Here is an 18,114-nt window from a genome sequence, read left to right as displayed (position 1 = left end):
GACCGACATGCCCGTCGCCGAATACACCATTCCCGGCATGCACATTCGCGACCATCTGGTTCCGGTGCCGCTCGACTGGGCCGATCCGGACCGCTCGCTGAAGATCGAAGTCTTCGTGCGCGAAGTCGTCGACCCGACCCGGAAGGGCGACAACCTGCCGCTGCTGGTGTTTCTCCAGGGTGGCCCCGGGGGCAAGTCGCCACGTCCCACCGCCGGCAGCCCATCATGGCTCGCCGAAGCGCTGAAGACCCATCGCGTCATCCTGCCTGATCAGCGTGGCACCGGCCGCTCGAGCCGCATCGAAGCTGCGACGATGGCGCAGTTCGCCGATGGCGCAGCCGGTGCGGACCATCTCATCAAGTTCCGCGCCGACTCGATCGTCGATGACTTCGAGCATGTGCGGAAGACGCTTTTCGCCGGCAAGCGCTGGGAGTCGCTCGGGCAAAGCTATGGCGGCTTTCTGACCCTCACCTACCTGTCGCGCTACCCCGACGCCCTTGGCGCCTGCTACGTCGCCGGCGGTCTCGGGAGCCTCAGGCCATCGGCCGACGAAGTCTATCGTCGCACCTACCCACGCGCCGCGGCCAAATCGGCGCGCTTCTACAAGCGCTACCCCGACGATGTGGCCCGCGTTGCCGCTCTGGCCGATTTCATCGATGCCAATGATGTGCGGTTGCCGGACGGCGACCGGCTGACGGTCAGGCGCCTCCAGATCGTCGGCATCGACCTGGGCATGGGACCCGGGCTCGAGAACATCCATTGGTTGATCGACGAGGCATTCTCTTCACCCGAGCATCTCTCGGACCATTTCCTTGCGACGCTCATGAGCGAGACCAGCTACGACGGTGGCCCGCTCTTCGCCGCCTTGCAGGAAAGCATCTACGGCCACGACGCCGGCGCCACCAATTGGGCCGCCGAACGCGAACGCCTCAACCATCCCGAGTTCTCGCCGGCGGCCCGGCCGCTGCTGTTCACCGGTGAGATGATGTTCCCGTGGATGTTCGAGGAAATCCGCTCTCTCCGTCCCTTCCGCGCTGCCACCGAGGCCCTCGCAAAACGAGAGACATATCCACCGCTCTACGACGCCGCTCGCCTCACGGCGAACGACGTTCCCGTCGCAGCGGTCGTCTATCACGACGATCTCTATGTCGATGCTGGGCTGTCGCTCGAGACCGCTTCGGAGGTCGGCAACCTCACGCCGTGGATCACCAACGAGTTCGAGCACGACGGCATCCGTCAGAGCGCCAGTGTCTTCAAGCGACTGGTCCAGATGGTCAAGGAACAAGGCGGCCCGCTGAGCTAGCCCTCGGTCGACGGGACAATCCGTCAGGCGTCCTCGAGCAAGCCGAAGTTCTTGAAGTCGGCGAAGTTCTTCGTCCAGCGGTGCTTTTCGAACAGCTCGGTGAAGACCTCGTCGGGTAGCGGGCCCTCGGCGACCGCGTCGATATTCATCTGCGCATGCTGCGGCACATGCATCGAGGAAATGGCGGTGGTGACGCCGGGGTGCTGCAGCACGAAGCGTAGAGCGAGGGCGGCAAGAGAAGAGGCGTATTTCGGGATGTAGCGGCGCAGGCGATCGACCTTGGCAATGTAGGCCTCTCGCGGCACCGATAGATCGAAATAGCCATCGCGGAAATCGCCCGGCTCGAACCGGGTGTCGCGCTGCAGATAGCCCGTGAGCCCGCCCTCATCGAGGACGCAGCGCGCAATCACTGCCACGGAGTTGGCGGCACAGGCCGGCACCAGCATCTCGAGCGCCAGCGGATCGAAGATGTTGATGATGGTCTGGATGCTGTCGATCGCGCCGTTTTGCGCCAGTGCCAGCGCCATGTCGGAGCGGTGATCGGGGATCGATACCCCGATATAGCGCACCTTGCCCTGCTCCTTGAGCCTCTGCAGCTCGTCCAGCCAATGACCGGAAGTGCCCCAGGAGGCCCAATAGGTGTGCAGCTGCAGGAGGTCGATCTGCTCGAGCCCCAGCGTCCTGAGCGACCGCTCGCAATCGGCGGTGCAGTGACCTTTTGGATAAGCCGCGTTCACGTCGACCGGCGTGCCCCATTGGCGCTGCCCGGCCAAGCCCGCGACCTTGGTGGCGACGAACGGTCGGAGGCCGCTCCACTCCTTGATGGCGACACCGACGATGCGCTCGGATTCACCGTAGGCACGTGCCGTGTCGATGAAGTTCACTCCGCGCTCCATGGCGAGGTGCAGGGCGTGCACGTGTTCTCTGTCGCTTTGCGCGCCGAACCAGCCCGCAAAGCCCATTGCGCCGAACCCCAGCCGGCTGACGCGGGTGGCGTCATCCCTGAACTTGGCGAACTGCATGTCTCAACTCTCCCGTTTGTCGAACTCCCCCGATCTTCGTCAGGCGGCGAGCATCGTTTTCAGTTTCGCGTCGGCGCTGGCCAACAGCATCGGATCCGGCCGCGCACCGCGTGCGATCAGCATTTCCGCGAGCCGGATGTCGCGCGCGACAGCGCCGCCCACCCCGATGCCACTGGCGGCCAGCAGCCGGCCGCCCTCGTCGAGATGGAACAGAATGAAGGCGCCATCGCCGAGATCGCGGCGGACAGTCTTGTGGTCCGGATCGGCGAGGCCGGCGACCTGCAGCGTGAGGTCGTACTGATCGGACCAGAACCACGGCACGGCCGAATGCGGTGTCGCCTCGCCCAGCATGTTGGCGGCGGCGATTTCGGCCTGGTCGGTGGCGTTGCGCCAGGATTCGAGGCGCACCACCCGGCCGTCGCGACTGGCGAGCGGAAAGGCGCAGCAATCGCCGGCGGCAAAGATGTCGGGGTCGGTCGTCGCAAGCCGGGTATCGACGACGATGCCGTTATCGACGGTGAGGCCTGCCGCCGCCGCTAGCTCGGTATTGGGGACTGCACCGATACTCGCGACCAGCAGGTCGCCGAGGTATGCGCGGCCATCGGCGAGCGTGACGGCCGCCCCAGCGGCGCCGGTATCGATGCGCTCGACGGCTGTGCCGCAGTGGATCTCCACCCCGGCTGCAGCGTGTCGCGCCGCAACCACTTCAGCGATCGCCTCGGGGACGCCGCGCATGAGGATGCGCGGCTGCGTCTCGATAACGGTCACTTTCGCACCGCGGTCGCGAGCCGTCGCAGCGATCTCGAGACCGAGAAAGCCGCCGCCGAGGACAAGGAGCTCCGCGCCTTTCGGCAGGCGATCGCGTAGCGAGACGCAGTCGTCGATCGTGCGCAGATAGGCGATGCCGGGGATGTAGATCCCTTCGTGCATGAGCTTGCGCGGTCGCGCTCCGGTGGCAAGCAGCAGCCGATCGTATGCAAGGCTGTCGCCGTCGCCGAGGCTGATCCGTTTGCGGTGTCGGTCGATGGCGGTGACGAGGCTTACCCGATGCGTGATCCGCGCCTCAGCCAGTTGGTCGCGATGCGTCACGAACCGCGCCGGCGCATCGTCTGTGGCGAGGACAGCCTTCGACAGCGGCGGCCGCTCGTAAGGGAGGTGCGGTTCGGCGCCAATAAGATCGATGGGGCCATCATAGCCCTTGTTTCGCAACGCAAGAGCGGCGCGCATCCCACATTCGCCCGCCCCGACGATGACCATCCCGGCGCGCATGGCTCAGCCGATCTCGAGGAGGACCGCGTCGTCCTCGACTTTCACCGGATAGGTCACGAGGTTGACGCAGGCCGGGGCGCTCTTCGCCACGCCGGTCTTGTAGTTGAAGCGGCCATTGTGCTTGGGGCACTCGATCACGTCGCCCATGACAAGCCCGTCCGACAGGAACGCATGCTCGTGCGTGCAGATACCGTCGGTGGCGAAGAACTCGCCGTCGGGGCTCTTGTAGATGGCGAACACCCGCCCGGCGTGATCAAAGCGGATCAGGTCCTCCTCGTCGACATCGTCCACGCTGCAGGCTTGTACCCACTGGCCCATCGGGCTCTCCTCCCAATCAGTTCGTCTATTCGGCCGCGGCCGGCACTGGCGCCGCGTGCAGTTCTTCGCGGTAGGGTTTGGCCGTCGGCGGCAGCTCGCGCTTGAGGAAATAGTCCTCGTATTTCAGCTGGCGCAGGAAGGCCGGGATCATCTCGCGATAGCCCTCGAGGATCGATGGCGTCGGCGCCGGCAGGTCATGCTTGATCGCCTCGTGCAGCCTGGGCAGCGCGTGGTAGGGCACCATCGGGAACATGTGGTGCTCCACGTGGTAGTTCATGTTCCAGTAGATGAACCGGCTGATCGGGTTCATCAGGACGCTGCGCGAATTGAGCCGGTGGTCGGTGACGTTCTCGGCCAGCCCGCCATGCTGCAACAGCCCGGTCATCACGTGGTGCCAGGCGCCGTAGAGCCGGGGCAGCCCGACCAGCATCAGCGGCAGGATCGACTGCATGTACAGGGCGAGGCCGATCACCACGGCGTAGATCGCGAGCCAGATCCGGGCGACGCGGATCACCTTGTGCTGCTCCATCTCAGGGATGAAGCTCTTTTCGGCCGAGCTGAGGTTGCCGGCGGCGTTGCGCAGCATGTCGCCGATCGCGAACCAGGCGTCGTAGAGGCCGACGAAGTTGGCGATGAGCCGGAACAGGTCCGGCGGCCGCATCACCGCGATCTCGGGATCGCGCCCGACGATAACCGTGTCGGTGTGGTGCCGGGCGTGGCTCCAGCGCCAGGTGACCGGGTTGCGCATGATCATGAAGCACGCGAGCTGATAGACGGCGCGGTTCATCCACTGCGTCTTGAACGCCGTGCCGTGGCCGCATTCGTGCCAGCGGGAGTCGGTGGCCGAGCCGTAGAGCACGCCATAGGCGAGAAAGAACGGCACGGCCCACCACGAGCCCCAGAAGTAGATGCCGCCGGCCGCAAAGATAGCCATCAGGCCCAGCCATATGATGGTGTCGCGGATGGCGGGCGCATCCGAGCGCTGCATCAGCTCCTTCATCTGCTTGCGCGGCACATCGGTGTGGTACCACTCGGCGGCAGCGAGGCCGCTTTCCACGGCGCGTTGGGCGTCAGGCCCGAACAGGCTGTAGTCGCGCCTGGTCGTTGTTGGGTTCGTCATCGTCTCCTCCACACTGCCGGATGGACCGGCAACGTCGAGCAACGGCTACCCGCAATAGTCGTTGTGGCGCAACGCCGCCATGATGTATTCTATCAGAAACAATCATCTGCCCCATCAGCCAATGAGCGGAACGTGCCACGATGAAGCGACCAACCATTGCCGATCTCGCCGATGTCGCCGGCGTGAGCGTGGCCACCGTGGACCGTGTGCTGAACCGACGCCTACCCGTCCGCGAGGCGACAGCGCTGCGCGTGGTCGAGGCGGCTGAAGCGATCGGCTATCACGCAACGGGCCTGTTGAAGCAGCGGCTGAACGAGGTGCCGCAGCGCACGTTCGGGTTCCTGCTGCAGCGCCGCAACGCCTACTACACAGCGCTTGCGGAGGCTCTCATCGAGGCGACGCGCAGCGCCAGCTTTATCCAGGGCCGCGCCATCGTCGAGCATATAGACGAGATCGTGCCGTCGAGCATCGCCGCACGCCTGCGCGAGATCGCGCCACGCGTGGATGCCGTCGCTGTCGTTGCCGTCGACCATCCGATCATCAACGAGGCGATCGGCGAACTCGCTGCCAGTGGCAAGCCGGTGGTGACGCTGATCACCGACGTGACGGCGCCCAACCGGGCCGGCTGCCTGATGGCCGATCGGCATAAGTCGGGGCGCACTGCCGCCTGGGCGATCTCCCGGCTGTCGCCGGAGGCAGGCAAGGTCGGCATCGTGATCGGCAGTCATCGCTATCTCAGCCAGGAGACGTCGGAGATCAGCTTTCGCAGCTACATGCGGGAGAATGCGCCGCAATTCACTCTGCTCGAGCCGGTGGTGAATCTCGATGACCACCAGCTCTGCTACGAGGCGGTCATCGACCTCGTGACCTCGCATCCGGATCTCGTCGGGATCTACTGCTGTGGCGGCGGCGAGGAGGGGCTGGTGCGGGCCCTGCGCGAAGAGGCCAGGGGACGGCGCATCGTCACGGTCTGCAACGAGCTCACGCCGGTAACCCGGCAGGCGCTCATCGATGGCGTTATCGACCTGGTCCTGGGAACGCCGGTTCCGGCGCTGGCCCAGCGAACGGTCGAGGTCATGGCGCAGGCCGTGTCCGAGCCGCAGCGCGGCATGACCCAGGTCCTGCTACCGGCAGACCTCTATATCAGCGAGAACATCTGAACCCTGAAGTTTCCGTCATCGCCTATCATCGCCAAAATGATGGGCAATGATAGGTTCGTGATAGGAAACAATCTTCCGATTTGACACTTCCGGAATGGAACGGGCAGTCTAAACACCAATTGGAATGTTACAAACGTTCCATCTTGGCCGGCAGAACGCGCACAAGAACGCGCAGCCGGAGGGGAGGACTGCCGCCATGTCGTCAACGATCGACTTCGCCCTCAATCATATGGTCGCGCCGCAGCTCGACCTGGTCTCTTTCTTCAGGCTGGCGCGATCGCTGGGCCTGACTGGCGTCGAAATCCGCAACGACATCGCCGGCCAGGCGATCCTCGACGGCGCCTCGGCTGCGACCGTGCGGGCAAAGGCTGAAGCGGCTGGCGTCTCGATCCTCACCATCAACGCGCTGCAGCGTTTCAACGACTGGACCTCGGAGCGTGAGCGCGAGGCGCGGGCTCTCATCCAATACGCTCGGGATTGCGGCGCGGCGGCGCTGATCCTTGTGCCCGTTAACGATGGCTCTGGCCGCGGTGACGGCGAGCGCCAGGCCAATGTCCGCACCGCACTGACCACGCTGAAGCCGATGCTGGAAGATGCCGGGATCATCGGGCTCGTCGAGCCGCTGGGCTTCGAGATTTGCAGCCTGCGTTCGAAGCGCGAGGCGGTGCAAGCCATCCGGACAGTGCTGGGCGAGAACGTATTCCGCGTCACTCACGACACGTTCCACCACCGTCTGGCGGGTGAGCCGGACCTGTTCCCGGAATTCACCGGCCTCGTCCACATCTCCGGCGTCGATGATCCGAACGTCGCGATCCGCAACATGCGCGACGCTCACCGCGTCCTCGTCGATGCACGCGATCGCATTGGCAACGTCGAGCAGATCGCTGCCCTCACCGCCGCCGGCTATCGCGGTCCCTTCTCGTTCGAGCCGTTCGCCGACGAGCTGAGAACGCTGACCGATCCGGCCGCTGCCATCAGCAAGAGCATCGAGTTCGTCAGGGGGCAACTCGCCGCCCAGGCGGCCTAGCTGCCTCACGACCGGGCCCTCAGGGAGGGGGGCCTCCGGCATGTTCAGGCGCCGCCGGACGCCGCAAAGTGGAGGATATCGAATTGAAGAAGACCATTCTGGCCGGCCTCGCGCTGGCACTGATGACCGGAACCGCGATGGCCGAGAATGTCGGCGTCAGCATGGCTCTGTTCGACGACAACTTCCTCACCGTGCTGCGCAACGGCATGATCGACTATGCGAAAACGCTCGACGGGGTGAACCTGCAGGTCGAGGACGCGCAGAACGATGTGGCCAAGCAGTTGAGCCAGATCCAGAACTTCATCGCCTCCGGCGTCGACGCCATCATCGTCAACCCGGTGGATACTTCGGCCACCGCGGCGATGACCAAGCTTGCCGCCGACGCCAAGATCCCGCTGGTCTATGTGAACCGCCAACCGATCGACGTCGACGCGCTGCCCGACAACGCCGCGTTCGTCGCCTCGAACGAAGTCGATAGCGGCACGCTCGAGACCAAGGAGGTCTGCAAGCTTCTTGGTGGCAAGGGCAACATCGTCGTCATGATGGGCGAGCTCTCTAATCAGGCCGCGGTACAGCGCACCGCCGACGTGCACGATGTGCTGGCGGCGCCCGAGTGCTCGGGCCTCAAGATCGTCGAGGAGCAGACCGCCAACTGGTCGCGGACCCAGGGCTCCGACCTGATGACCAACTGGCTTTCGGCCGGCCTGCAGTTCGATGCGGTCGTCGCAAACAATGACGAAATGGCGATCGGCGCCATCCAGGCGCTCAAGGCCTCCGGCCGAGCCATGGACTCGGTGGTGATCGGCGGCGTCGATGCCACGCAGGACGCGCTGGCGGCCATGGCGGCGGGCGATCTCGACGTCACCGTGTTCCAGAACGCTGCCGGCCAGGGCCAGGGCTCGGTCGATGCCGCCCTCAAGCTGGCGCGTGGCGAAGCCGTGGACCAGAAAGTCTGGATCCCGTTCGAGCTCGTGACCCCCGCCAATCTCGCGGACTACCAGGCCAAGAACTAACGGGATCTCTCCTCCCGCACTGGGGACGCGTGCGAGCCGCATGCGTCCCTTCTTTCCCCGCCTGGATGGAAAGGAAATTCCATGCTCAGTCCGACGACCATGAGGGCAGTCCGCGAGAGCGGCGCGGTTCCGCAATCCGAGTTCCTGCTGGAGGTGAGCGGGATCCGCAAGGAATTCCCGGGTGTGCTGGCCCTCGACGACGTCCAGTTCAAACTGAAGCGCGGCACGGTGCATGCACTGATGGGCGAGAACGGCGCGGGCAAGTCGACGCTGATGAAGATACTCGCCGGCATCTATCAGCCCGATACGGGCGAGGTGCGGCTCAAGGGCCAGGACATCCGGCTCGTATCCCCGCTCGATGCGCTCGAGAACGGCATTGCCATGATCCATCAGGAGCTCAACCTGATGGCCTACATGACGGTGGCGGAGAACATCTGGATCCGCCGCGAGCCGCTCGGCGCCTTCGGCATGGTCGACCACAAGAAGATGCGCGACATGACGCGCGAGCTGCTGGAGCGGCTCCGCATCCCGATCGATCCCGAGATCAAGGTGCAGGAGCTCTCGGTCGCGAGCCGCCAGATGGTCGAGATCGCCAAGGCCGTCTCCTACCAATCCGATGTGCTGATCATGGACGAGCCGACTTCGGCGCTCACTGAGCGCGAGGTGGAGCACCTGTTCGAGATCATCCGCGCGCTGCGGTCCGAGGGTAAGGGCATCGTCTACATCACGCACAAGATGAACGAGCTGTTCGAGATCGCCGACGAGGTATCGGTGTTCCGCGACGGCCGCTACATCGGCACGCACGCCTCGAGCGAGATCACCCGCGACGACATCATCCGCATGATGGTGGGTCGCGAGATCACCCAGATGTTCCCCAAGGAGGATGTGCCAATCGGGGAGGTGGTGCTCTCGGTCAAGGGCCTCACGCTCAACGGCGTATTTTCCAACGTGAGCTTCGATATCCGCTCGGGTGAAATCCTCGGCCTCGCCGGCCTTGTCGGCTCCGGCCGCTCCAACGTCGCCGAAACGCTGTTCGGCGTCACGCCGGCCACGGCCGGCACGATCGCGATCAATGGCAAGCAGCTGTCGATCAGCTCGCCCAACGAGGCGATCCGGCACGGCATGGCCTTCCTCACCGAGGACCGCAAGGAGACCGGGTGCCTGCTCATTCTCGACGTGCTCGAGAACATGCAGGTCGCCGTGCTGCAGGATCGTTTTGTCAGGCTCGGCTTTGTCGACGAGCGGGGCGTGATCGACGCCTGCGAGAAGATGGCCGAGACGCTCAGGGTCAAGACCCCGAGCCTCAACGAGACGGTCGAGAACCTGTCGGGCGGCAACCAGCAGAAGGTGCTGATCGGTCGCTGGCTGCTCACCAATCCCAAGATCCTGATCCTCGACGAGCCGACGCGCGGCATCGATGTCGGAGCCAAGGCGGAAATCCATCGGCTGGTCTCCGGCCTCGTCCGGCAGGGCGTCGCGGTGCTGATGATCTCGTCCGAAATGCCGGAGGTGCTGGGGATGAGCGACCGCATCATGGTGATGCACGAGGGGCGGGTCACCGGCTTCGTCGATCGCGCCGACGCCGACCAGGTCAAGGTCATGGATCTCGCGTCGCGCTGAGGCGGGCGCTCGAGAGGGAGGAAAACGATGAGCATTGAGAACGCGAGTGCGACGGCCGCCACAAGGCCAGCGGCGCAGCGCAGGCGGCGGTTGCCCACCGAACTGAGCATCTTTCTGGTGCTGGTCGGCATCGCGCTGATCTTCGAGGCTCTGGGCTGGATCTTCGTCCACCAGAGCTTCCTCGGTAACCCCGCCCGGCTGCAGATCATGATCCTGCAGGTCTCGGTGCTCGGCATCATCGCCGTCGGTGTGACGCAGGTGATCATTGCCGGCGGCATCGACCTCAGTTCCGGGTCGGTGGTCGGCGCCACCGCCATGGTCGCAGCCAGCCTTGCGCAGTCGTCGACGTGGCCGACACCGGTCTACCCCGGGCTGGTGGACCTGCCGTTCGTCATCCCGATCGGGGCAGGGCTGCTGTTCGGGCTCCTCGCCGGCGTCATCAACGGCGCCCTCATCGCCTACACCAGGATACCGCCATTCATCGCCACGCTGGGCATGATGGTGTCGGCTCGCGGCGTCGCCAAGTGGTACACCACCGGCAAGCCGGTTTCCGGTCTCACCGAGCAGTTCACCTTTATCGGTACCTGGATCTGGCCGGTCGTCGTGCTGCTCGTCGTCGCGGCCATCTTCCACGTGGAGCTGCGCTATACCCGCTACGGCAAGTTCACCTATGCCATCGGCGCCAACCCGCAGGCGGCGCGCGTCTCGGGCATCAACATCGAGCGGCACCTGGTCAAGGTCTACGCCATCGCCGGGCTGCTGGCGGGGCTCGCCGGCGTGATGACCGCGGCCCGTGCCCAAAGCGGCCAGGCCGGCATGGGGGTGATGAACGAGCTCGACGCCATCACCATGGCGGTGATCGGCGGCACGTCACTGGCCGGCGGGCGCGGTTCCATCCTCGGCACGGTGATCGGCATGATCATCCTCGGCACGATGATCTCCGGCTTCACATTCCTGAGGGTCGACGCGTTCTACCAGGAGATGATCAAGGGCGTGATCATCGTGGGTGCGGTCATCGTCGACCAGTACCGGCAGCGCCGGAAGAAGTAGGCGGAGGGGGCCATGTTCGAACCCGCGCTGGGCATCGAGCGCCTTGGGACGATCAAGGAAATCGCTCAACTCGTCGGCGTCGCCGAGAGCACGGTGCATCGCGCCCTCAAGGGCACCAGCGTGAGCGATGAAACCCGCACGCGGGTCATCTCTGCCGTGCGGGAGATCAACCAGCGCAAGATCAGGCTGGTCGATGAAAGAAGGGGATCCGACCTCTAGTCGGCTCGCTCCTCCGGCGCACCAGGTGTCAGGATCGTGGGCCCGAAAATCGCCAGCCCATTCGGGACGCCGCGACGAGACCGCACTGTTGTGGCCGGCCTGCAGTCCCTGTTCATCCGCCCAGGGTGCTGCTCCGGCGCACCACCAACCGCGGCTGCAGCAGGATCTGTTCGGTTTCGGTGCGCCCCTCGAATCTCTCGACGAGCAACCTCGCAGCGTGTGTGCCGATCTGTTCGCCCGACTGGTCGACGCTCGTCAGGCTGTTCTGATCGAGTGCGCAGTACACGGTGTTGTCGTGGCCGACGATGGCCAGGTCCTCTGGAACACGGAGTCCACTTGAGCGCGCATGGCTGATCGCTTCGAAGGCCACCGCGTCGCACCAGCAGAAGATCGCCTGCGGTGCGCTCTCCAGCAGTTTTTCCATGCCGCCATAGATCCCCCTGGGGGTCTGCTCGGTGCGGACAGTGTTGATGCGGGCGGCGAGCCCCTGGGCCTCCATCTCGTGCCGGTAGCCGCTTTCTCGCATCCGCATGGCCGTGGGGTGTTCAAGGCTCAGCATGGCGATGCGCTCAGCACCCTGCTTTACGAGATGCTGGACCACCAATCGTCCGCTTTGCTCGTCGTTATTGTTCACCGTGTCAAACGTCGTCGCAGCGAGCGGACGATTGCCGATGGCCACCATGGGGATACGGCTCCCAAGCTCGGTGAGTTGCTCGGACGACAGGCTGCTCGAAACGAGTATGAGCCCGTCCATCTGCATGTCGATCATTGCCTGCGTGAGGTCGCTTTCGCTCGACTGCGAGGCGATGCCTTGCACCGTCTGGTAGGGCGTACGTTCGAAGCCCGCGCTGATGCCGGCAAAGATATCGGCGAGGAAGGGGTTGCGCATGTCGGGAAAGACAACACCGACGACGAAGGATCGTCCGCGCAGCCCGCGGGCAGCGGTGTTGGGGGTGTAGCCCAGCTTCTTGATCGAAGCGTTCACCCGCTCGCGAAGCGAGTCGCTCACGCCATAGGCATTGCGCAGAACCTTGGATACGGCGGCAAACGACACGCCGGCATCGGCGGCCACCTGAAGAATGGTGACACGCTTCGGCTTGCTCTTTGCCGGGCCGCCTCGCTTCTGCTCGATCTTGTTCATCTCGGGTCCCCTCCGCTGTCGATAGCAGACCCGGTGGATTCTCAGCAAATGGCGAGCCCTGACGGCGTCCGTTGCCGTCCCAGGGACTGGACCCGTTGTAATCCCACCCGAACGACGTTACACGACCAAATGTGCAACCTTGCACGTTTTCTCATTTTGAGTGGTTGGGAGGTCGAGTTGATCAGAGGGGCGAAGGGCATTGAGGCCATAGGTTGGGCAGCCAGGATGATCCGCCCCCTGGCCGATGGCGGAGAGGGCACCCCGGCGAGCCAGGTCGCGCGCGAATTCAGCGTCTCTCGGCTCAACGGAAACGAGGTGCTCCGCATCTCGGCGCTGGGACTCTACCGGGCATTCATCAATGGCCAACGGGTGGGCGAGGATGCGCTGACGCCCGGCTGGACGAACTACGACGCGAGGCTCTCCTACCAGGTCTACGATGTCGCCCACCTGCTCAAGGAGGGCGCCAATACCATCACGATCTGGATCGGCGACGGTTGGTATCGATCCCCGCTGATGTGGATCGAGGAGCGGCGCAAGAACATCTGGGGCACCAGGGTTTCGGCGATCGCCGAGATCAGGGGCGGGACAGGTCTCGCCGACGTAGTGGTGTGCACGGACGGGCAGTGGACGAGCGGAGAGACGCCCATCCGCAAGTCCCAGATCTATTTCGGCGAGATCTTCGATGCGACGCTGACGCCGAAGGTGAAGCAAGGCGTCGAAGTTGTCGATTTCGATCCCGGCAAGCTCATCGCGCATGAATGCGAGCCGGTGCGAGAGCTTGAGCCGCTCGATCCGGTTAAGGAATGGCAGGATCGCGAGGGCCGCACCCTCTACGACTTCGGGCAGAACACGGCCGGATATGTCCGCCTTACGCTCGCGGCCGATGGGCCGTCCGAGGTCCTGATTGAGCACGCCGAAGTGCTCGACAAGCACGGGCAGTTCTACAATGGCAACTACCGGAGCGCCGAGGCCATCATCAGGCTGCAGGTCAATGAGCGCGGGCTCGCTGGCTATAGCCCGCACTTCACCTATCAGGGCTTTCGCTACGCCCGGGTCACGATCAAAGGCTCCGCGCGCATCACGCGCATCCAGTCCGTGCCGATATCTTCGGTCCCCCAGGCAACCGCCTCTTTTTCGAGCGGCAACCCATTGGTGAACCGCTTCTTCCAGAACGCCATCTGGTCCCACCGCTCCAACTTCATCGACGTGCCGACCGACTGCCCGCAACGCGACGAGCGGCTGGGCTTTAGCGGCGACGCGCAGGTGTTCGCGGGCACCGCCTGCTATCTCGCGGACAGCCACGACTTCCTCGTCAAGTATGTGCGCGAGCTGATGATCGACCAAGCGCCGGATGGCGCCATCTCGCACACGTCCCCACACATTGTGCGCGTGAAGCCGGGCAAGCGCATGCAGTACGGCTCGACCGGCTGGGGCGACGCCATCACCGTCATCCCGTGGCGGCTCTACCTCCAATATGGCGACAGGGACATCCTCGCCGAAACGCTGCCTGCCATGGTCAAGTGGATCGATTTCGTCTGGTCGCTGACCCGGGACGGGATCGTGCGGCCGCCTGCGACCCCGGGAGCACGGGGCTTCTGCCTCGGCGATTGGCTGCAGCCCAAGGGACCCAGCTCCAAGCCGCTGCCGACCATCGGCGATGATGCAGCTGCAACGCTCTATCTCTACATCAGCCTCGGTATTGCCGTTCGCGCGGCCGAGCTCGTCGGCGAACCCAGTATCGCCTCGCGGTTGACGACGCTGCGTTCGGAGGTCGAAACTGCCTTCCGCGACGAGTTCGTCACGCCATCCGGCCGACTCGCCTACGACGACCAGACGTCCTACGCGCTGGCGCTGCTCCATGGCTTGGTCCCAAGCGACAAGATCGCCGCGGCGACGGGATATTTCCGGAGCGCCATCATGCGGACCGGCGGCCGGCTCGGAACCGGGTTCATCGGCACGCCGGCCCTCCTTCCGGCCTTGGTGAAGGTAGGGGAGGGCGCCCTTGCCGGTGAGGTGTTCCTGCAGGAGGACGTGCCCGGCTGGCTCTATCAGGTGCGCATGGGGGCAACGACCGTCTGGGAGCGCTGGGATGCCATCCGCGCCGACGGCACGATCTACGATCCGCAGATGAACTCGTTCAACCACTACGCCTTCGGGGCGGTGTGCGAGTGGCTTCTCGAGGGTGTCGCCGGGTTCCGCCCCGACGACACAGCGCCGGGCTTTGAGAGCATCGTCTTTTCTCCGACCATCGTGGATGGATTGTCCCCGGTTACTGCCCATTACGACTCGGTGCGGGGCCGGATTTCGGCCTCCTGGACGCTGGTTGGCGACGAGGTCCGTTACGAGTTCGTCGTGCCCGAAGGGGCGCGCGGCACGCTGCGGCTATCGCTCGAATACCGCGATGCCGAACTCGATGGCACGTCGATCATGGCGGGCGTCGACGCCATCGTCGGACCGGGCAAGCATGTTGCCGTGTTCAAATACGCCATACCTGGCAGGCAACTGGTCGGTGAGTCCCTGCTTGCCGCCAACATGCCCTGACGCAAATCACGTGCAACGTTGAATGTGCAACCTTGCACACTTTGAGTTTGTAGGCTAAGCCAAGCAGGTATGCGCTCGATAAGAAGCGTGGGGTGGAGCAGGGATGGGCGCCTCGGTGCGCCCGCGGCAACCGCAACTGCGACCGACCCTGGGCCGAACGGGGGCGCGAGGAGACAACGGAGGAATTGAATGGCTAGACCACTGATCCGCAACATGCTGGCAGGCGCCAGCTTGTTGGCGATGACGCTGATCGCGGGAGGTGCGCACGCGCAGCAGGTGACCGTATCGCTGCTCGTCGACAACTCACCCGAGGTGCTGACGAGGTTCGAGGCCTTGGTGGCCGGCTTTGAAGCCGCGAACCCCGACGTCAATGTCGAGATCGAAACCAGGCCAGGCGGCGAGGAAGGGGGCAACCTAGTGAAGACCCGCCTCGCGACCGGCACGATCACCGACCTGTTCACCTACAACTCGGGCTCGCTGCTGAGGGCGCTCAATCCCGGGCAGTTCATGGCCGATCTCAGCAACGAGCCCTGGCAGGCCGATGTGCAAGAGACGTTCAAGCGTGTTGTCTCGACGCCGGAGGGCGCAATCGTGGGAGCGCCGTTCAGCACGGCCTCGGCTGGCGGCATCCTCTACAACAAGCCGATCTATGAGCGTCTTGGCCTCTCGGTTCCCAAGACTTGGGACGAGTTCATCGCGAACAATGAGGCGATCCTCAAGGACGGCAAGGTCGCCCCGATCATCCAGACCTACAAGGACAGCTGGACCAGCCAGATACTGATCCTCGCCGACTTCTACAACGTCCAGGCTGCCGAGCCGGATTTCGCCACACTCTACACTGAGGGCAAGGCAAAGTTCGCGACGGACCCGGCAGCGCTGCGCAGCTTCCAGAAGCTGCAGCAGGTCTTCAAGGCCGGCCTGTTCAACAAGGACTTCGCCTCGGCCGGCTACCAGGATGGCATCCGCATGCTGGCGACTGGAGAGGGAGCGCACTACCCGATCATCAGCGGTGCGCTGCGTGCTATGGGAGCGACCTATCCGGATCAGTTGAAGGACGTCGGCTACTTCCCCGTGCCGAGCGATGATGCCTCGCACAACGGCCTTACAGCGTGGATGCCGCAGGCGCTATATGTGTCGAAGAACTCGCCCAATCTCGATGCTGCCAAGAAATTCCTGGCCTTCGTTGTCAGCCCCGAAGGCTGCGAGATTCTCAAGAGCACCGGCGGCGGCACTGGTCCCTTCCTGGTCAAGGGCTGCGTGCTCGAGGGCGCGGCGCCGGCCGTCTCCGACATGCTTCCGTTCTGGGACAGCGGCAACAACTCCCCGGCCCTCGAGTTCCTCTCGCCCATCAAGGGGCCGGCGCTCGAGCAGATCACTGTCTCGGTCGGCTCCGGCATCATGACGGCCGAAGAGGGGGCCAAGCTCTACGACGAAGACGTCCGTAAGCAGGCTCAGCAGCTCGGTCTCGCCGGCTGGTGATCATCCCGCCTGACAGCAGCTCCGGACCCGTCCGGAGCTGCTCCTTGTGAAGCAGTTGGTGGACGATGAGTGATTTGTCGATGACAGGCCTTGCGGCGCAACGTTCGACGCCCAGGCGGCGATTCAAATCCGGTGGGCTGTACCCCTATTGGTTCTATGCGCCCGCGGCGGCGATCTACGTGATCCTGTTCCTGCTGCCGACCGCCTCGTCCTTCTATTTCAGCCTGATGCGGTGGTCGCTGTTCGACGCCACCTTCATCGGTCTCGACAACTTCGCGCAGTTCCTGCGCGAGCCCTTCCTGCTGCAGGGCCTGGTCAACACGCTGGTCTTCGCGGCGGTCAGCGCCAGCCTGAAGGTCGTACTCGGCCTCGGCTGTGCGGTGCTGCTGACCTCGCAGATCATCGCCAGGGGCTATCTGCGGGCAGTGATCTTCTTTCCGGTGGTCGTGTCGACGGTGGGCGTCGGCATCACCTTCACCGTGCTCATGCACCCCACTGAGGGCGCCATCAACCAAGCCCTGGCGGCGATCGGCATCGTGGGCCCCGACTGGCTGACCAATCCCCGCCTGGCGCTCATCTCCGTCGCGTTGGTCGATGTGTGGAAGGGCGTCGGCATGGCGACCGTGATCTACATCGCGGGGATCGTCTCGATCCCCAAGGACTACTTCGAGGCCGCCCGGATCGACGGGGCGTCGAAGCTCCAGAACTTCCTCTACGTGACGCTGCCGCTCTGCCGCCCGGCCACAGTGACGATCGTCACGCTCAGCCTGATCGGCGGGCTCAGAACCTTCGAGCTGGTGTGGACGATGACACGAGGCGGTCCTGGCTTTTCGTCCGACGTCATCGCCTCGGTCATCTACAAACAGTACCAGTCGGGCTTCTACGGGCTCTCCACCGCGGGCAACGTGGTCCTGTTCCTGTTCATCGTACTGCTGGTCGTCCCGCTGACGGCATACTTCAACCGGCGGGAGGGCCACGAATGAAGCTGATCAAGGAATATTGGCTCGGCGTCCTCGCCATCATCGTGACGACGGCGGTGTTCCTGGTGCCCTTCGCCTTCATCGTGCTGATGGCCTTCAAGGACCAGCAGCAATCGTCCCTTCTCGATTTCTCCTGGCCTCAGGTGAACAACCTGTGGGCGAACATTGTCGAGGTCGCGTCGACGCGTAACTGGATGCTCATCACCGCCTTCCTCAACTCGACGATCCTGACGGTCGCCGGCGTGACGCTGCTGGTGATCTTCTCGGCCATGGTCGGCTTTGTGCTCTCCCGCAGGAGGAGCCGCTTCAACAAGCTGGTGGAGTTCCTCATCCTTGCCGGCCTGATGATCCCGCCGGCGGTCGTCCCCACCATCTGGGTGCTGCAGGGGCTGGGCCTGTTCGGCAAGCTGCACGGGCTCATCCTGATCGAGGTCGCCTACCACCTTTCGTTCTGTGTGCTGCTCTACAAAGCCTTCATCGCCACGATCCCGCGCGAACTCGATGAGGCTGCCATCATCGACGGCGCGCGGCCGCTCGATGTCTTCTTCCGGGTGATCCTGCCGCTGCTCTGGCCGGTGACTGTGACGATCATCGTGGTGCAGACCGTCACCATCTTCAACGACTTCACCAATCCGCTCTACTACCTGCCGGGTAACCAGTTCGCGACGGTGCAGCTGACCCTCTACAACTTCCAGAGCCAGTTCGAGACGTCCTACAACCTGCTCTTCACCAACATCCTCTTGATCACCATTCCACCGCTCCTCGTCTTCCTATTCTTCAACCGGCAGATCATCGCGGGCATGACCGCAGGCGCGGTCAAAGGGTAGGAGTGTGCGAGCGAGTTTGAAATAG

Annotated in this window: 16 protein-coding genes; 11 read left to right on the top strand and 5 right to left on the bottom strand. The window is 64.3% G+C overall.

The annotated features are described in order from the left end of the window. Positions 1–7 precede the first annotated feature (7 nt). A complete protein-coding gene (locus AC1DV8_RS06300) occupies positions 8–1,303 on the top strand; it encodes an alpha/beta fold hydrolase (RefSeq protein ID WP_477156865.1) in 1,296 nt (431 codons plus the stop codon). A 23-nt stretch (positions 1,304–1,326) separates the two neighbouring features. Here the strand turns inward: AC1DV8_RS06300 and AC1DV8_RS06295 are convergent, their stop codons facing one another. From AC1DV8_RS06295 to AC1DV8_RS06280, 4 genes are read right to left on the bottom strand one after another with little or no spacing between them, the layout of a single operon-like run. Beyond that, positions 1,327–2,325, bottom strand: a complete 999-nt coding sequence (locus AC1DV8_RS06295; RefSeq protein ID WP_477150867.1) for an aldo/keto reductase — start codon at positions 2,323–2,325, stop codon at positions 1,327–1,329. A 39-nt stretch (positions 2,326–2,364) separates the two neighbouring features. Beyond that, positions 2,365–3,582, bottom strand: a complete 1,218-nt coding sequence (locus AC1DV8_RS06290; protein ID WP_477156993.1) for an NAD(P)/FAD-dependent oxidoreductase — start codon at positions 3,580–3,582, stop codon at positions 2,365–2,367. Between the two features lie 15 nt (positions 3,583–3,597). Further along, positions 3,598–3,912, bottom strand: a complete 315-nt coding sequence (locus tag AC1DV8_RS06285; RefSeq protein ID WP_477156864.1) for a MocE family 2Fe-2S type ferredoxin — start codon at positions 3,910–3,912, stop codon at positions 3,598–3,600. Between the two features lie 25 nt (positions 3,913–3,937). Continuing rightward, positions 3,938–5,032, bottom strand: a complete 1,095-nt coding sequence (locus AC1DV8_RS06280) for a fatty acid desaturase family protein (protein ID WP_477156863.1) — start codon at positions 5,030–5,032, stop codon at positions 3,938–3,940. 140 nt (positions 5,033–5,172) lie between these two features. Here AC1DV8_RS06280 and AC1DV8_RS06275 point away from each other — a divergent pair, with 140 nt between their 5' ends. The 6 genes from AC1DV8_RS06275 to AC1DV8_RS06250 all read left to right on the top strand — a co-directional run bounded on the left by AC1DV8_RS06275 (position 5,173) and on the right by AC1DV8_RS06250 (position 11,121). Next, positions 5,173–6,192, top strand: a complete 1,020-nt coding sequence (locus AC1DV8_RS06275; RefSeq protein WP_477156862.1) for a LacI family DNA-binding transcriptional regulator — start codon at positions 5,173–5,175, stop codon at positions 6,190–6,192. 196 nt (positions 6,193–6,388) lie between these two features. Beyond that, positions 6,389–7,219 (top strand): TIM barrel protein, encoded by an 831-nt coding sequence (locus AC1DV8_RS06270; protein ID WP_477156861.1) that lies wholly within the window; start codon positions 6,389–6,391, stop codon positions 7,217–7,219. Between the two features lie 83 nt (positions 7,220–7,302). Continuing rightward, positions 7,303–8,232 carry a sugar ABC transporter substrate-binding protein gene (locus tag AC1DV8_RS06265; RefSeq protein WP_477156860.1) on the top strand — a complete coding sequence of 310 codons (930 nt, stop codon included), beginning with the start codon at positions 7,303–7,305 and terminating at the stop codon, positions 8,230–8,232. Between the two features lie 81 nt (positions 8,233–8,313). Next, positions 8,314–9,852 (top strand): sugar ABC transporter ATP-binding protein, encoded by a 1,539-nt coding sequence (locus AC1DV8_RS06260; protein WP_477156859.1) that lies wholly within the window; start codon positions 8,314–8,316, stop codon positions 9,850–9,852. A gap of 27 nt (positions 9,853–9,879) precedes the next feature. Beyond that, positions 9,880–10,902 carry an ABC transporter permease gene (locus AC1DV8_RS06255; protein WP_477156858.1) on the top strand — a complete coding sequence of 341 codons (1,023 nt, stop codon included), beginning with the start codon at positions 9,880–9,882 and terminating at the stop codon, positions 10,900–10,902. Between the two features lie 12 nt (positions 10,903–10,914). Next, positions 10,915–11,121, top strand: a complete 207-nt coding sequence (locus AC1DV8_RS06250) for a LacI family DNA-binding transcriptional regulator (protein WP_477150876.1) — start codon at positions 10,915–10,917, stop codon at positions 11,119–11,121. A gap of 112 nt (positions 11,122–11,233) precedes the next feature. Here AC1DV8_RS06250 and AC1DV8_RS06245 read toward each other — a convergent pair whose 3' ends face one another. Beyond that, the gene (locus AC1DV8_RS06245) at positions 11,234–12,262 is read right to left on the bottom strand and encodes a LacI family DNA-binding transcriptional regulator (protein WP_477150877.1); all 1,029 of its coding nucleotides are present in this window, start codon (positions 12,260–12,262) and stop codon (positions 11,234–11,236) included. Positions 12,263–12,487: 225 nt separating this feature from the next. Between AC1DV8_RS06245 and AC1DV8_RS06240 the strand changes: the two genes are divergently transcribed. The 4 genes from AC1DV8_RS06240 (at position 12,488) to AC1DV8_RS06225 (ending at position 18,089) form a co-directional block, all read left to right on the top strand. Beyond that, positions 12,488–14,803, top strand: coding sequence for a family 78 glycoside hydrolase catalytic domain (locus AC1DV8_RS06240; RefSeq protein WP_477156857.1), 2,316 nt, complete (start codon positions 12,488–12,490; stop codon positions 14,801–14,803). A gap of 189 nt (positions 14,804–14,992) precedes the next feature. Next, positions 14,993–16,282, top strand: a complete 1,290-nt coding sequence (locus AC1DV8_RS06235) for an ABC transporter substrate-binding protein (RefSeq protein WP_477156856.1) — start codon at positions 14,993–14,995, stop codon at positions 16,280–16,282. Between the two features lie 80 nt (positions 16,283–16,362). Continuing rightward, positions 16,363–17,265, top strand: a complete 903-nt coding sequence (locus AC1DV8_RS06230) for a carbohydrate ABC transporter permease (protein ID WP_477150880.1) — start codon at positions 16,363–16,365, stop codon at positions 17,263–17,265. Continuing rightward, complete coding sequence (locus AC1DV8_RS06225; RefSeq protein ID WP_477156855.1) at positions 17,262–18,089, top strand: carbohydrate ABC transporter permease; 828 nt, start codon at positions 17,262–17,264, stop codon at positions 18,087–18,089. The genes AC1DV8_RS06230 and AC1DV8_RS06225 overlap by 4 nt, the downstream gene beginning before the upstream one ends. Positions 18,090–18,114 lie beyond the last annotated feature (25 nt).

The sequence above is a fragment of the Devosia sp. P3_B2 genome, from assembly GCF_056402875.1.
The sequence above is the reverse complement of the archived record's forward strand: the minus strand, read 5'-3'. Positions and strand labels throughout refer to the sequence as shown.

Excerpts from the sequence above, each read along its gene's own strand:
- AC1DV8_RS06240 (WP_477156857.1), top strand. The coding sequence starts at position 12,488 with ATGATCCGCCCCCTGGCCGATGGCGGAGAGGGCACCCCGGCGAGCCAG.
- AC1DV8_RS06255 (WP_477156858.1), top strand. The coding sequence starts at position 9,880 with ATGAGCATTGAGAACGCGAGTGCGACGGCCGCCACAAGGCCAGCGGCG.
- AC1DV8_RS06275 (WP_477156862.1), top strand. The coding sequence starts at position 5,173 with ATGAAGCGACCAACCATTGCCGATCTCGCCGATGTCGCCGGCGTGAGC.
- AC1DV8_RS06260 (WP_477156859.1), top strand. The coding sequence starts at position 8,314 with ATGCTCAGTCCGACGACCATGAGGGCAGTCCGCGAGAGCGGCGCGGTT.
- AC1DV8_RS06270 (WP_477156861.1), top strand. The coding sequence starts at position 6,389 with ATGTCGTCAACGATCGACTTCGCCCTCAATCATATGGTCGCGCCGCAG.
- AC1DV8_RS06300 (WP_477156865.1), top strand. The coding sequence starts at position 8 with ATGCCCGTCGCCGAATACACCATTCCCGGCATGCACATTCGCGACCAT.
- AC1DV8_RS06225 (WP_477156855.1), top strand. The coding sequence starts at position 17,262 with ATGAAGCTGATCAAGGAATATTGGCTCGGCGTCCTCGCCATCATCGTG.
- AC1DV8_RS06295 (WP_477150867.1), bottom strand. The coding sequence starts at position 2,325 with ATGCAGTTCGCCAAGTTCAGGGATGACGCCACCCGCGTCAGCCGGCTG.
- AC1DV8_RS06280 (WP_477156863.1), bottom strand. The coding sequence starts at position 5,032 with ATGACGAACCCAACAACGACCAGGCGCGACTACAGCCTGTTCGGGCCT.
- AC1DV8_RS06230 (WP_477150880.1), top strand. The coding sequence starts at position 16,363 with ATGACAGGCCTTGCGGCGCAACGTTCGACGCCCAGGCGGCGATTCAAA.
- AC1DV8_RS06290 (WP_477156993.1), bottom strand. The coding sequence starts at position 3,582 with ATGGTCATCGTCGGGGCGGGCGAATGTGGGATGCGCGCCGCTCTTGCG.
- AC1DV8_RS06250 (WP_477150876.1), top strand. The coding sequence starts at position 10,915 with ATGTTCGAACCCGCGCTGGGCATCGAGCGCCTTGGGACGATCAAGGAA.
- AC1DV8_RS06235 (WP_477156856.1), top strand. The coding sequence starts at position 14,993 with ATGGCTAGACCACTGATCCGCAACATGCTGGCAGGCGCCAGCTTGTTG.
- AC1DV8_RS06245 (WP_477150877.1), bottom strand. The coding sequence starts at position 12,262 with ATGAACAAGATCGAGCAGAAGCGAGGCGGCCCGGCAAAGAGCAAGCCG.
- AC1DV8_RS06285 (WP_477156864.1), bottom strand. The coding sequence starts at position 3,912 with ATGGGCCAGTGGGTACAAGCCTGCAGCGTGGACGATGTCGACGAGGAG.